General features: G+C 63.2%; 12 protein-coding genes and 2 tRNA genes. 6 read left to right on the top strand and 8 right to left on the bottom strand.

Going from position 1 to position 13,923, the window contains the following annotated elements; all coding sequences use genetic code 11:
- Positions 1 to 4 precede the first annotated feature (4 nt).
- Both E8M84_RS15315 and hemA read right to left on the bottom strand, forming a co-directional pair.
- Positions 5 to 1,225, bottom strand: a complete 1,221-nt coding sequence (locus E8M84_RS15315; RefSeq protein ID WP_137112085.1) for a helix-turn-helix domain-containing protein — start codon at positions 1,223 to 1,225, stop codon at positions 5 to 7.
- Between the two features lie 119 nt (positions 1,226 to 1,344).
- Positions 1,345 to 2,577: a 5-aminolevulinate synthase gene (gene hemA / locus E8M84_RS15310; protein ID WP_137112084.1), complete on the bottom strand. Its 1,233-nt coding sequence runs from the start codon at positions 2,575 to 2,577 to the stop codon at positions 1,345 to 1,347.
- A 197-nt stretch (positions 2,578 to 2,774) separates the two neighbouring features.
- Between hemA and E8M84_RS15305 the strand changes: the two genes are divergently transcribed.
- Both E8M84_RS15305 and E8M84_RS15300 read left to right on the top strand, forming a co-directional pair.
- Positions 2,775 to 4,148 (top strand): M20/M25/M40 family metallo-hydrolase, encoded by a 1,374-nt coding sequence (locus tag E8M84_RS15305; protein ID WP_137112083.1) that lies wholly within the window; start codon positions 2,775 to 2,777, stop codon positions 4,146 to 4,148.
- Entirely contained in the window at positions 4,145 to 4,588 is a 444-nt protein-coding gene (locus E8M84_RS15300) for a GNAT family N-acetyltransferase (protein WP_137112082.1), read from the top strand. Before E8M84_RS15305 ends, E8M84_RS15300 begins: the two co-directional genes overlap by 4 nt.
- 21 nt (positions 4,589 to 4,609) lie before the next feature.
- Here the strand turns inward: E8M84_RS15300 and E8M84_RS15295 are convergent, their stop codons facing one another.
- The 6 genes from E8M84_RS15295 to E8M84_RS15270 form a co-directional block, all read right to left on the bottom strand.
- The gene (locus E8M84_RS15295; protein WP_137112081.1) at positions 4,610 to 4,831 is read right to left on the bottom strand and encodes an RND transporter; all 222 of its coding nucleotides are present in this window, start codon (positions 4,829 to 4,831) and stop codon (positions 4,610 to 4,612) included.
- Positions 4,832 to 4,946: 115 nt separating this feature from the next.
- Positions 4,947 to 5,023, bottom strand: a tRNA-Asp gene (locus tag E8M84_RS15290).
- Between the two features lie 277 nt (positions 5,024 to 5,300).
- Positions 5,301 to 5,957, bottom strand: coding sequence for a hypothetical protein (locus tag E8M84_RS15285; protein WP_137112080.1), 657 nt, complete (start codon positions 5,955 to 5,957; stop codon positions 5,301 to 5,303).
- Entirely contained in the window at positions 5,948 to 6,586 is a 639-nt protein-coding gene (locus E8M84_RS15280) for a hypothetical protein (protein WP_137112079.1), read from the bottom strand. Before E8M84_RS15280 ends, E8M84_RS15285 begins: the two co-directional genes overlap by 10 nt.
- A gap of 460 nt (positions 6,587 to 7,046) precedes the next feature.
- Positions 7,047 to 7,123, bottom strand: a tRNA-Asp gene (locus E8M84_RS15275).
- Positions 7,124 to 7,182: 59 nt separating this feature from the next.
- The gene (locus tag E8M84_RS15270) at positions 7,183 to 8,118 is read right to left on the bottom strand and encodes a pirin family protein (RefSeq protein WP_137112078.1); all 936 of its coding nucleotides are present in this window, start codon (positions 8,116 to 8,118) and stop codon (positions 7,183 to 7,185) included.
- 330 nt (positions 8,119 to 8,448) lie between these two features.
- Here E8M84_RS15270 and E8M84_RS15265 point away from each other — a divergent pair, with 330 nt between their 5' ends.
- The 4 genes from E8M84_RS15265 (at position 8,449) to E8M84_RS15250 (ending at position 13,921) form a co-directional block, all read left to right on the top strand.
- Positions 8,449 to 10,440, top strand: a complete 1,992-nt coding sequence (locus tag E8M84_RS15265; protein ID WP_137112077.1) for a CocE/NonD family hydrolase — start codon at positions 8,449 to 8,451, stop codon at positions 10,438 to 10,440.
- 103 nt (positions 10,441 to 10,543) lie between these two features.
- Positions 10,544 to 12,142: an ABC transporter substrate-binding protein gene (locus tag E8M84_RS15260; RefSeq protein WP_137112076.1), complete on the top strand. Its 1,599-nt coding sequence runs from the start codon at positions 10,544 to 10,546 to the stop codon at positions 12,140 to 12,142.
- Between the two features lie 10 nt (positions 12,143 to 12,152).
- On the top strand, positions 12,153 to 13,109 hold the full coding sequence (locus E8M84_RS15255; protein ID WP_137112075.1) for an ABC transporter permease: 957 nt from the start codon (positions 12,153 to 12,155) through the stop codon (positions 13,107 to 13,109).
- The gene (locus E8M84_RS15250; protein ID WP_137112074.1) at positions 13,106 to 13,921 is read left to right on the top strand and encodes an ABC transporter permease; all 816 of its coding nucleotides are present in this window, start codon (positions 13,106 to 13,108) and stop codon (positions 13,919 to 13,921) included. The genes E8M84_RS15255 and E8M84_RS15250 overlap by 4 nt, the downstream gene beginning before the upstream one ends.
- The last annotated feature ends 2 nt before the right edge of the window (positions 13,922 to 13,923 follow it).

Genomic DNA, 13,923 nt, shown 5'->3' with positions numbered 1-13,923 from the left:
CAGGTTATTCCGATGCCGCAGGGGCCAGAACGTCGGTCGCATCCGCCGTGGCGAAGTTCGCAAGATCCTGGTCTGCGGTCAGGTCGGCCAGGGCGAAGGTCTGTGTCAGCGCCTCGGGCGACAGGGCGATGTCCTTCACGACCTGCGCGCCGGGCGCCACCGGGCCATAGGTTACACCATCCACCACAAAGTAGATCGACCCGGAGTTGCCGGTGCGGAACACGGCGGCGGTTTCCAGCGGCGGGACGGAATAGCGTTCACCGGCGTCGAGAATCTTTTCGAACAGAATTGTCCCATCGGCGGCATTCACCCGCACCCAGGAGGGGCGGACGGCCAGCACTTCGACGCCTTCCTTGGCATCAGCGATGACCTGGACTTCGCTGCCAAGCGCCTCGTCCATCGCGGCGTCGACGGCGTCTGCCTCGGCCACCTCGGCCAGAACCCCGGTTTCCCGCGGGTTGATCGCGGCAATCGGGCCATCGCGCGAGGTCAGGACCGGCACGTCCAGCGCCTGCGGACGGTAAAGGCGATCCAACACGTCCACCGATGCCGTGCCTTCGGCGCTTGCCACCGCTTCGGCAGCGGGCTCGGCGGGGCGGGTTGCGACAACGTTTGGCGTTGCGGTGCCGACGTTCGACAGCGGGTCGATCTGCGCCACCACGGTCGGGGCTTCGTCCACCGGGGCCAGCTGCACACGCTGCACTTCCTGCAGGACCGACCAGCCGCCATAGCCGATGGCCCCGATCAGCGCGACAAGCACGGCGATAGACCCGACGGCGCCGGGTTCGACATGGCTCCAGATCGCTTCGCCACGCGGGATGAAGCTGGCATTCGGATCGCCCAGCGGGTCCGAGAAATCACGACGCGCACGCGCCTTGACGATCTGCTGCGGTGCGGCGGCGGCGGACAATCCGTGCGACACGGAATAGCCGGCCTCGGCGCAGAAACGTTCGAAGGCCCACTCCGGGTCCATCGCCAGGTAGCGGGCATAGGACCGGACGTAACCTGCCACGAAACCGGGGGTCTCGAAGGCGGAAAGGTCGGCGTTTTCGATGGCAGCGATGTAGGTGGCCTTGATCTTCAGCTCGCGCTGGACGTCAAGCAGCGATTTCCCAAGCGTGGCCCGCTCGCCGCGCATCAGGTCGCCGAGACGCAACTCGAAGTCGTCAAAGCCCTTTGGCTTGTCCTCTTCGGTTGTCGAAGGTTTCGACCTCCAACCGATCATCCGCCCGCTGTCCCCTTCGGTGCACTACTCTACGCGGTCGCCTTCCCCAGCGACTCACTGCCTTGTTCTATTGGGCAAACCCTACCACAGGGCAAGGGGTTTTCCACAGGCCAAAGCCCTCACGCGACGGCTTCGGCGCGATTCAGCGCACAATGTGCCCAAAGCCTGTCCATCGCGCGGACGAGTTGGTCGATCTCCTGCGGTCCATGCACCGGCGAGGGCGTGAAACGCAGCCGTTCCGTACCACGCGGAACGGTCGGGAAGTTGATCGGCTGGACGTAGATGCCGTGGTCTTCCAAGAGCATGTCCGACAGCATCTTGCAGTGCACCGGGTTGCCGACATGGACCGGCACGATATGCGACCCATGGTCGATGATCGGCAGGCCCATCGCCTTGAGCCGCATCTTCAGGATCCGCGCCTGCGTCTGGTGCTTTTCGCGAAGCTCCGCTCCGCCCGCGCCCTTCAGGAACCGGACCGAAGCCGCTGCCCCCGCCGCAACGGCAGGGGGCAGCGAGGTGGTGAAGATGAACCCCGGCGCATAGGACCGCACCGAGTCCACCATCCGGGGCGAGGCCGCGATGTAGCCGCCGAAGACACCATAGGCCTTGGCCAGTGTCCCGTTGATGATGTCCACGCGGTGCATCTGCCCGTCGCGTTCCGCCACCCCTGCCCCGCGCGGTCCGTACATGCCAACGGCGTGGACCTCGTCCAAGTAGGTCAGCGCGTCGAATTCTTCTGCAAGATTGCAGATTTCCCTGATCGGGCCAAAGTCGCCGTCCATCGAATAGATCGATTCGAAGGCGATCAGCTTCGGCGCCGCCGGATCATCCGCCGCCAACAGCTCACGCAGATGCGCGACGTCGTTGTGCCGGAAGATCCGCTTCTCGCCGCCGCCGCGCCGCACGCCCTCGATCATCGAGGCATGGTTCAGCGCATCGGAATAGATGATGAGGCCCGGGAAGATCGTCCGCAGCGTCGACAGCGTCGCGTCATTGGCGATGTAGGCCGAGGTGAAGACCAGCGCCGCCTCTTTCCCGTGCAGATCGGCCAGCTCTGCCTCCAGCCGCTTGTGCCAGACCGTCGTGCCACTGATGTTCCGCGTGCCCCCCGACCCCGCCCCGGTCGCGTCCAGCGCCGCGTGCATCGCGCCCAGCACCTCGGGGTGCTGACCCATGCCCAGGTAATCGTTGCCGCACCAGACGGTGATGTCCTTCTGCGACCCGTCGGGCCGCGTCCAGACCGCATGGGGAAACTGGCCCTGCGCCCGCGCAATGTCGATGAAGGTGCGATAGCGCCCCTCGTCGTGCAGGCGTTGCAGGCTGGCGTCGATGGCGTCGGTGTATCTGGTCATGCGTCCCGGTCCCTTGTGCGGCGGTCTTCACAGACGCCGCGCCGTGGTGCCTTGATTTCGGTCAATCAGCGGTTAGCCGCCAGAGGGCGAATTGTCACCCCCCGCTGTCGTCAGCGCCTGCTTAGCGCAGACCGCCCGCTCTGGACAGCGTCAACCCGGCTGCTAGGCTGGATCTTGATCAAATCCCGGAGAGCTTCATGACCCTCGACGCCGTCCTTAACCGCATCGACGAAACCCTGCCGCAGGCGCTGGACCGGCTAATGGAGCTGTTGCGCATCCCTTCGATCTCGACCGACCCTGCCTACAAGGCCGACTGCGCCCGCACGGCCGAGCATCTGGCCGCCGACCTCGCCTCGCTTGGGTTTCAGGCCCGGGCAGCGCAGACCCCGGGCCACCCGATGGTCGTGGGCCACGGCGGCGAAGGCAAGCGGCATATCCTGTTCTACGGCCACTACGACGTGCAACCCGTTGATCCGCTGGAACTTTGGGACCGCCCGCCCTTCGACCCGGAAGTGCAGGACACGCCCAAGGGCAAGGTGATCCGTGCCCGCGGCGCGTCGGATGACAAGGGTCAGCTGATGACCTTCATCGAGGCCTGCCGCGCCTGGAAACATGTCCACGGCACCCTGCCCGGCAAGCTGACCATCTTCCTGGAGGGCGAAGAGGAATCGGGCTCTCCCTCTCTCATCCCCTTCCTGGAACAGCACCTTGAGGAACTGTCCGGCGACCTGGCACTGATCTGCGACACGGGGCTTTTCGAGGGCGCCACGCCCGCGATCACCACCATGCTGCGCGGGATGGCCAAGGTCGAATTCACCATCCGCGCGGCAAACCGCGACCTGCATTCCGGCATGTATGGCGGCCTGGCGCAGAACCCGCTGCACCTGATGTCGCGCCTTCTGGCCGGCCTGCATGACGCGCAGGGCCGCGTGCAGGTCCCCGGCTTCTACGACGACGTCGACGAACTGCCCGACACGCTCCGCCAGCAATGGCAGAACCTGTCCTTCGATCATGCGCGCTATCTGGGCGATGTGGGCCTGTCCGTCCCCGCAGGCGAACAGGACCGCACGCCCCTGGAAAAGATCTGGTCGCGCCCGACTGCGGAAGTGAACGGCATGTGGGGCGGCTACACCGGCGCGGGCTTCAAGACCGTGCTGCCCTCCGAAGCGCACGCGAAGGTCTCGTTCCGCCTCGTCTCGCGCCAGGACCCCGCCAAGATCAGCGCCGCTTTCAAGGCCTGGGCCGAGGCGCAGATGCCCGCCGATTGCGAGATCCTCTGGCACGGCGGCAGCGACGGCGCACCCGCTTCGGTCATGGAAATCTCTGACCCCGCGTTCGAGGCCGCACGCCAGGCCCTGACCGAGGAATGGGGCCGCCCCGCCGCCTTCGTGGGCGCCGGTGGGTCGATCCCCGTGGCAGGCTACTTCAAGTCGATCCTCGGCATGGACGCGATGCTGGTCGGCTTTGGCCGCGACGACGACCAGATCCATTCCCCGAACGAGAAGTACAATCTCGAATCGTTCCACAAGGGCATCCGGTCCTGGGCCCGCATCCTGGCCCGCATCGCATGACACTTGAAGTTCGCGACGCAAAGCCTTCGGATGAAAGCCATTTCCTGCGCCTCTGGCAGGGGTTCTGCGATGGCTACGGCATGACCCTGCCCGACGAGGTGACCGCCTACACCTGGACCCGGCTGATGGACCCGGCGAATCCCCTGACCGCCCGGCTGGCCGTTATCGATGGCACGCCCCAGGGCTTTGCCATCCACCAGCACCACCCCTCGACCTGGGTGATGGGCGACGATGGCTATCTGGAGGACCTCTTCGTCGCGACTGAAGCCCGAGGCAAGGGTCTCGGTCGCGCCCTGATCGAGGACCTGATCGCCATCGCGCGCCGGAACGGCTGGCGGCGGCTCTACTGGTTGACCGAGATCACCAACACCACGGCCCGTCACCTGTACGACCAGTTCTGCGACAATGACGGCCATATCCGCTATCGGATGGTTCTGTAGGCCGGGCTTCAGTCCGGTTCCCTAACTGCGCTGCACCGCGATCCGCACCAGCTTGGCAGCCAAGAGCAGCCAAGGTGCCGCGTGCATCAGAAGGTCGAAGATATCGACGGGCTTGCCCAGTTCGCCCGCGACCAGCATCTTGAGCTTCTCCCAGATATGCGGCTCGGGGAAGAACGGCGCAAGACCAAGCGTCAGCGCCGCCAGGACAAGGATCGACAGCGGGATCTGGTCCAGAATGGCCATAGGAAGCTCCTTCGGCCGGACAGTCCCAGCCTATCGGCAACAGGCCTACCCCAAAACCGGTCAAGGCCGCCATGCGACACCCTGACTGAGGGACTTGGAGGACATGGGGAAAAACTGGCGCGGTGGACGGGGCTCGAACCCGCGACCCCCGGCGTGACAGGCCGGTACTCTAACCAACTGAGCTACCACCGCGCGCTGAGGGGCCAGATAAGGGGTCCGGCAGGGGGCGTCAAGCGGGAAACGATGGGAAATGAAGAAGGCGAAGGTCAACGGCTGGACGAAGATCGAAGCCAAGGAAAATGCTTGACAAGTCGATTGAATTACAAACCAAGTAACTATACACTATCTGGTTTGCTCGCTCGCATGCAATTGAACAGGATCACTTCACGAATCAAATCTGGAATTCGCGCACGCATCGCTCGAGTGGCGCCGTCAAATAACCGAGGGAGCTTATCGCTCATTTCAATTCCTACGACTTGCATCTATCGTCCGCGAGTGCCCAAGCTTCCGTAGCTGCACCCCAACTAAATTGAAATGAAATTGACGGCAACTCAGGATTTCCACGATTCGACCACTCAGTGAAGGCAGGACTATACTCAGCAAGTCGCGGTACAAGCATGACTTCAACAAGTTTGCTCGACCGAAAAAATTCATCTTCGTAGGTTCCGTGTGTAATTGGAATACTCACGATCAACTCAGGAATTCCAAAATCGAACTGAAGGTCAAACGGAATTTGCACTCCCCAGATAGCGGCATTCCACTCTGTTTGTGGCTCAATACCATTGGCCACCAAGGTCTCATTCCGCTCGTTCTTGAAGACGGTCGCAGAGTAGACAGGCTTCGACTTTGACCCATAACGTACATTTTCATTGCTCGATGCCTCGCTCAGATACCTCGAAACGTCATCGCCATTCTTTCCATCAAGCACTACAAAGCTAATGAAGTACTGCGGATCAAAATCGCAGTGAACCAAGGCACCAACATTGAACGGGGAGGCAGAATCCGCCACTGAATACATCACAGTAGCCTGTTGGCCTTCATATTCCGTGATCCAAGGGTCAGCGAATGCGCCGAATGAAAGGGCTACAGAAACTGCAACAGCTAAAGGACCTGCATTCAGCGGCATTGTTCAAGTACCCATCCTATTGCATCTGACATGCCGTCGGTCAGAAACACAATCTTTCCACTTAGAACTTCGCTCGGAATATCCAACTCCATCTCATCCAATACAGCATCCCTCACCACTGGATGAAACTCAAATTCAACTGTTGAGCTTTGACCCAGCAAAACAGCATTCTCTGATCTGGGGTCGTCTGAAAGAAGATAATTACCTACACCGCTTCCCAAGGAAACAAGCGCACCTCCGGAAGCGAAGGGTGCCAAGAAAAGACCATCTGCATAATATGCTTGCCTATCGATAGTCATTATCATCCCCAATGGCTCGGGATCGGGAGGATGTGCGACATCGGGAAGAGCTATTGTGATATCGATCTGACCGCCTATCGCACAGTGAATCCGCAGAAATCCTGCCAATGTGCTAGTCGCATCAGCGGCGACCTGGACACCAGTCAATTCGGGGAATGTCGTCCAATTGCCGGCTACAACCGTCTGAGACAGCGAGACACAAGGAGACAACACCAAGATGCCGATCCCGAAAATTGGACCTGAGAATCTCACATTCATCAGCAGCATCTCATCGAAAACGGTCGATATCGCAGTCTGTACCCGAATCGGGTGACGAATCAAGCTTTGCATCGCCCCTCACTCTGAGGGTCGATTGAACCGCGCCGGGTTTGCCGGAGGCTCCTTTCGGTTAGTTACGCGGCCATGGCATCAGTTTTGGTTTCTTTACCTATTTGTTAGTCACACACAGCAAGGGGTAGGATGCAGATGTGCCATCACCGCCCGCCTCGCCAGAACTGCTTCACGCTATGGTACGGGACGCTCAACCAAGGTCCTAGCGGAAGGACCTGCAAGCCGTAGGGTGCGTGAATTCACGCACCAAACACGTTTAACAGGCGCGCACCAACCGTCCACTCCCCACCTCACGTCACCCGACTGCGTCACCCAGCATCGCGACATGGCCGGAAGCATGGCTATGATACGCTAAGAAACCCCTAACGCCCACGACCAACCCGTTGTAATCAATGAACTATCCGGAAATGTCCACCGTGGACACCCTTGCGGCTGTCACGGATTCATCTGGGGGGAAAACTGGCGCGGTGGACGGGGCTCGAACCCGCGACCCCCGGCGTGACAGGCCGGTACTCTAACCAACTGAGCTACCACCGCGCGTGGAGGGCGGGATAGACGCTTCCCCCGGGGGCGTCAATGGGGGAAGCGCGGGTTTTTCACCGCTCCGGGGCCGGGATGAACTCACCGTCATCGCCGGGGGGCAGGCTGAAGCGGCCGTGCATCCAGTCGCCCGCCCGCCAGGCCTCTTTCGCGGCCTCGATCTTCTCGCGCGAGGAGGCGACGAAGTTCCACCAGATGAAGCGGGGGCCGTCCATCGTGGCGCCGCCGAGGAGCATCACCCGGGCGCCCTCGGGTCCCGCCTGAACCGACACCCGATCGCCGGGGCGGAAGACGAGCATGCGGCCCGCCTCGAAGGTCTGGCCCGCGCAGGTGACCTCGCCTTGCAGGACGTAGATCCCGCGGTCCTCGTGGTCGTCGGGGAGTGGGATGGAGGCGCCGGGTTGAAGGACGGCGTCGGCGTAGAAGACCTCGGAGGGCATGGCGAGGTCGACCGTCTCTCCCCAGGCGTGCCCGAGGATGAGGCGCACCTGCTTCCCCTCGCCTTCGAGTTCGGGGAGTTGGTTGCGGCCGAGGTGGATGAAACCTGCGGCGTCCTCCTCGCGGTCCTTGGGAAGCGCGAGCCAGGTTTGCAGGCCGAACATCGAGAGGGGGGCTTTGCGGGCGTCCCCATCCGTCCGTTCCGAATGGGTGATCCCCTGCCCCGCCAGCATCCAGTTCACCGCGCCGGGTTCGATCCAGGCGTCGGTGCCAAGGGAGTCGCGGTGATGGAGACGGCCTTTCATCAGGTAGGTCACGGTCCCGAGGCCGATGTGGGGGTGGGGACGGACGTCGATGCCTTCCCCGGTCAGGAATTCGGCCGGGCCCATCTGGTCGAAGAAGATGAAGGGGCCGACCATCTGCCGCTGGGCGGAGGGCAGCGCCCGGCGGACCTCGAACCCGCCGAGGTCGCGGGCGCGGGGGACGATGACGGTCTCAATGGCGTCGACCTGGGTGCCGATCGGGATCGAGGGGTCGAGAAGCGGGTTCCACATGGGGGATCTCCTTTGATGGGCAAGGTAGACCCGGGGGAGCGGAATTTCATCCCGGACTGCGCGCGCGGGGGCTGTGCGGGGGTGAACAGGTGGAGATGTCCACGGTGGACAAACGCTGGATGGTGTTTGGAATCAATTGGTTGGTCGCGGGCGTTATCGGTTTCTTTACACCTGCGGAGATTGGAAGATCGGGCGGCTCGTCGTCGACTTCGTCGCTCCTCGCCGGGGCCAAACCGACGAGAAGCCGACGGCGCACCAGGAGGCAAAGAGGCGCTTGAATTGCACGAACGGATAATATCCGATGGGGTCAAAGAATCGGAGAGGTGACGCGTGACAGTTCGGTCTGAGTTTCCCGAAAAGATCACCGAGATCGAGGACCTGTCCATTCCGATGCCCGACGGCACTAGGCTTTCGGCGCGGGTCTGGATGCCTGCGAACGCCAACACAAAGCCCGTCCCGGCCGTTCTGGAATACATCCCCTATCGCAAGCGCGACGGCACCCTGCCCCGCGATGAGCTGATGCACCCTTATGTTGCCGGGCATGGCTATGCCTGCGTCCGGGTCGACATCCGGGGCAACGGCGACAGCGACGGGCTGATGGAGGACGAGTATTCGGCGCAAGAGTTGCAGGATGCCTGCGACGTGATCGCCTGGCTGGCCAAGCAGGATTGGTGCAGCGGAACCGTGGGGATGATGGGGAAAAGCTGGGGCGGGTTCAATTGCCTGCAGACCGCGTTTCTGCAGCCCCCGGCGCTGAAGGCGGTGATCTCGGTCTATTCGACGACCGACCGCTTTGCCGATGACATCCATTTCAAGGGCGGCGCGCTTCTGGGGGAAAACTTCGGCTGGGGCTCGGTCATGCTGAGCTATTCGTCGCGCCCCGGCGATCCCTTGTTGCACAATGGCTGGCGCGAGACCTGGTTGCAGCGGTTGAACGCCCAGCCTTTCCACGCCCCCGGCTGGGCGGCGCACCAGACGCGCGACGCCTATTGGAAGCACGGGTCGATCTGCGAGGATTGGGACCGGATGACAGTGCCGATCCTGTCCATCGGCGGCTGGAACGACAATTACATGAACACGGTCGCCAAGCTGATGGAGAATGCGCGCGGGCCGGTGAAGGGGATCATCGGGCCTTGGGTGCACCAGTATCCGCATACGGCGGTTCCGGGGCCGAAGATCGGGTTTCTGCAACTGGCAATCCGCTGGTGGGACCGCTGGTTGAAAGGGGTGGAGAACGGGGCCGAGGACGACCCGGCCTTCCGCGCCTATATGCTACACTCTGCCCCGCCGAACCCCAGCGCCGCGCATCGGGACGGGCATTGGATCGCCGAGGACGAATGGCCGACGCCGCGCGTCAATCGACGGGTGATGCTGGTGTCGGACGTCGGTCTTGGCGAAGCGGGGCCGCTGTCGGCCAGCGTCTGCACGCCACAACACCTGGGGATGACGGCGGGCGAGTTCTTTCCGATGGGGTTGAATGCCGAAATGGCGGGCGACCAGCGGGCGGACGATGCATTGTCGGTCTGTTTTGACGCGGCACCTTTGGCCGAACCACTGGAGCTTCTGGGGGCCGCGACGCTGACTTTGCGGCTGTCGTCGGACAAGCCCCTGGCCTTTCTGGTTGCGCGACTGTGCGATGTGGCGCCGGATGGATCCTCGGTGAGGATCGCGCATGGCATCCTGAACCTGTGCCACCGTCGCAGCGCCGAGGCGCCCGAGCCGATGCTGCCGGGCGTGCCCGAGGACATCACCCTGACACTGGACCAGATAGGCTATCGCGTCGCAGCGGGCCACCGGCTGCGGCTTGCCTTGTCCACAACCTATTGGCCCTTCGTCTGGCCCAGCCCCGAACCCGCGACACTGGAGATCACGCAGGCCAGCCTGGACCTCCCGGTCCACAAGGGCACGGGTGAGGCGGAATGGACCCCGCCGCCGGCCGAGACCGCGCCGCCCTGGAAGCACCGGATGCTGCGGAGCGCAAGTGCCAGCCGTCGGATCGAGACCGATCTGATCGCGGGCCGTCATGCGCTGCTGGTCGAGGACGATCAGGGCGACCCGGAGAACCTGACACATGGGTTGGTGACGGGCGAACATACCAGCGAGCGGTGGGAGATCGGGTCCGACCCGCTTTCCGCCCGGGCCGAGATCAGCTGGGAACAGCGGCTGTCGCGCGGGGACTGGCAAGTCCGGACGAGGGCCGAGACGGTGATGACCGCGACGGCCACGCATTTGCGGATGACGGCAACTCTGACCGCATGGGAGGGAGAACAGGTCGTTTTCCAGCGCGACTGGGACGAGGAGGTCGCACGAGACTTTGTGTGAGGTCGCGCGAGAAAACGTTTGTCGCACGGGGAAGTTCGCGGTTTATTGATTCTGTAGTCAACAAAAGAATCCCCGACACGGGGACCACAACAGGGAGACGACAATGGACGACAAGCACAAGCAGCTTGACTGGATGGTGGCGCAGGCGAAGGCCGGGCGGATGACCCGGCGCGAGTTCGTCGGCCGCACGACGGCACTGGGCGTTTCGGCCGGTCTCGCCTCGGCGCTGTTCGGCAAGGCGGCGATGGCGCAAGAGGCCAAGAAGGGCGGCGTGATCCGCCTGGGCATGCAGGGTGGCAGTTCCACCGACAGCCTCGACCCGGCGCTGGCTGCCTCGGAAGTGCCGTTCCAGGTGAACATGACCTGGGGCGAGATGCTGTGCGACGTGAAACCCGACGGCACGCTGGACCTGCGGATCGCTGAAGAGATCTCGTCCAACGCGGATGCGACCGAATGGAAGTTCAAGATCCGGCAGGGCGTGGAGTATCACGGTGGCGGCACGGTTACGGCGGATGATGTCGTCGCTACGCTGAAGCGGCACACCGACGAAAGCGCCCAGTCCGGCGCGCTGGGGATCGTGCAGGGCATCTCTGAAATGACAGCTGAAGGTGACATGGTCACGCTGAAGCTGAACGCGGCCAACGCCGACCTGCCCTTCCTGATGGGCGACTATCACCTGATCATCCAGCCCGGCGGCGGCGTGGACAATCCGGCGGCGGGGATCGGCGCGGGGCCGTACTCGGTGGTCGTGAATGAGCCCGGCGTGCGTTTGACGTTCAAGAAGCACGCGAACTACTTCGACAGCACCATCGGCCATGCCGACGAGGTCGAGATCCTGATCATCAACGACAACACCGCGCGGACGGCTGCCTTGCAGTCGGGCCAGATCCATATGATGAACCGGGTCGATCCGAAGATTGTGGAACTGCTGAAGGGCGTTCCGGGCGTGCAGATCAAGTCCGTGGCTGGCCGCGGGCACTATGTGTTCATCATGCATTGCGACAAGGCGCCCTTTGACAACAACGACATGCGGATGGCGCTGAAACACGCGATCAACCGGGGCGAGATGGTCGAGAAGATCCTGGGCGGGCTTGGCACCCCCGGCAACGACTTCCCGATCAACGCGGCCTATCCGTTGTTCGAGGACAAGTTCGAGCAGCGCGAGTATGACGCGGCGAAGGCGGCGGAATACTATGCGAAGTCGGGCCATGACGGGTCGCCTATCGTGCTGGCGACAGCTCCGGGCGCCTTCCCGGGGGCGGTCGATGCGGCGAACCTGTTTGCGGCATCCGCCAACGCGGCGGGCATCCCGCTGCAGGTGAAGCTGGAGCCCGATGACGGCTACTGGTCGAACGTCTGGAACGTGGCACCCTTCTGTGCGTCCTACTGGGGCGGGCGTCCGGTGCAGGATCAGATGTACACCACCGCGTACCTGTCGACGGCGGAATGGAACGACACCAAGTTCAAGAACGCCAAGTTCGACGAGCTGCTGCTGGCGGCGCGGGGTGAACTCGACGCGGCCAAGCGGTCCGGCATGTACACCGAAATGGCGCAGATCCTGCGCGACGAAGGTGGGCTGATCCTGCCGATGTTCAACGACTTCGTGTCGGGTGTCAGCGACGTGATCGGCGGCTGGGAGGATGATCCGAACGGCGAGCTGATGAACGGCCGTGCGCAGGTCCGCTGCTGGCTGAACGCTTGAGGCGGCCGCGGTGCATCCGATCCTGAAACTGGTGGTCCAGCGCATTGCGCTGGGCCTCCTCCTGTTGCTCGCGGTGTCGGCGCTGATCTTCCTGGGCGTCGAGGCGCTGCCCGGGGATACGGCGCAGGCGATCCTGGGCCAGCAGGCGACGCCCGAGGCGCTGGCAAACCTGCGCGAGAAGATGGGGCTGAACGAGCCGCCGCTGACACGGTATTTCCAGTGGCTGGGCGGGGTCCTGACCGGGGATCTTGGCACTGCGCTGACGAATGGCGCGGACATCGCCACCTCGATTGGGCAGCGCCTGGGGAATACGCTGTTCCTGGCCGGATGTGCGGCGGTGATCGCCGTGCCGCTGGCGATCCTGCTTGGCCTGATCGCCGCGCGCTATGCCGGGAAATGGCCGGACAAGGTCATCTCGGGGATCACGCTGACCACGATTTCCCTGCCCGAGTTCGTCGCGGCCTATTTCGTGATTTACCTGCTGACCCAGCTGATCCCGATCTTCCAGCCCGTCGCCATGGTCTTCCCGGGCATGAGCTTCTGGGCAAAGTTGAACGCCATCGCCCTGCCCGTCGTTGTGCTGGTCCTCGTGGTGCTTGCCCACATGATGCGGATGACGCGGGCCGCGATCCTGAACGTGATGCAATCGGCCTACATCGAGACGGCCGAGCTCAAGGGCCTGTCGCCGATGACTATCATCTGGAAGCATGCCTTCCCCAACGCCATCGCGCCGGTCGTGTCGGTAGTCATGCTAAACTTGGCCTATCTGGTGGTGGGTGTTGTCGTCGTGGAGGTCGTCTTCGGCTACAACGCCCTTGGCCAGTACTTGGTGGACCACGTCACCAAGCGTGACCTGCCGGTGGTGCAGGCGGTGGGGCTGATCTTCGCCGCCGTCTATATCTTCCTGAACATGCTGGCGGACGTCATCGGCATCCTTGCCAACCCGCGCCTGAGGCATCCGAAATGAGAATACCCATTTCCGCCCTCATCGGCCTTGTCCTGACCGGGATCTTCCTGTTCGTGGCGATCTTCGCGCAATGGATCGCGCCCTATGCCATCACCGATGTCTCGGGCGGGCAATGGGAGGCGCCCTCGGCCAAGTTCTGGCTGGGGACCGACACCATCGGTCGCGACATCCTTTCGCGGCTGATCTACGGCGCGCAGATCACGATCTTCGTGGCGCTGGCGTCCTCGGTCCTCGCCTTTTCGCTGGGGGCCTTCCTGGGCTTTCTGGCGGCGGTCAAGGGCGGTTGGATCGACCAGGTCCTGTCGCGCGTGGTCGACATGGTGATGGCAGTGCCCTCGCTGATCGTGGCGCTGGTGATGCTGTCGGTGCTGCCCCTGAACCTGACGGTGCTGATCCTGGTGATGGGCTTCCTCGATTCCACCCGCGTTTTCCGCCTGTCTCGCGCCGTCGCCGCCGACATCGCAGTGATGGATTATGTCGAGGCTGCGAAACTGCGGGGCGAAAAGGGAACCTGGGTGATCTTCCGGGAAATCCTTCCGAACGCCCTGTCGCCGCTAGTGGCCGAGTTCGGACTGCGCTTCATCTTCGCGGTCCTGTTCATCTCGACCCTGTCGTTCCTGGGCCTTGGCATCCAGCCACCGCTTGCCGACTGGGGCGGGATGGTCAAGGAAAACAAGGATGGCCTGATCTATGGCAAGTCTGCTGCCCTGCTGCCTGCCGCCGCGATTGCGGCCCTGGCGATCAGCGTCAACCTGGTCGCGGACTGGATCCTGACCCGGACCTCCAGCCTGAAAGGAGGCCGCGGTGGCTGATC

Origin of the sequence: Rhodobacter sp. SY28-1 (assembly GCF_005222785.1) — a bacterium.
Classification (GTDB): Bacteria; Pseudomonadota; Alphaproteobacteria; order Rhodobacterales; family Rhodobacteraceae; genus Tabrizicola.
Note: the sequence above shows the minus strand (reverse complement) of the source record. Positions and strands in the feature narration are given on the sequence as shown.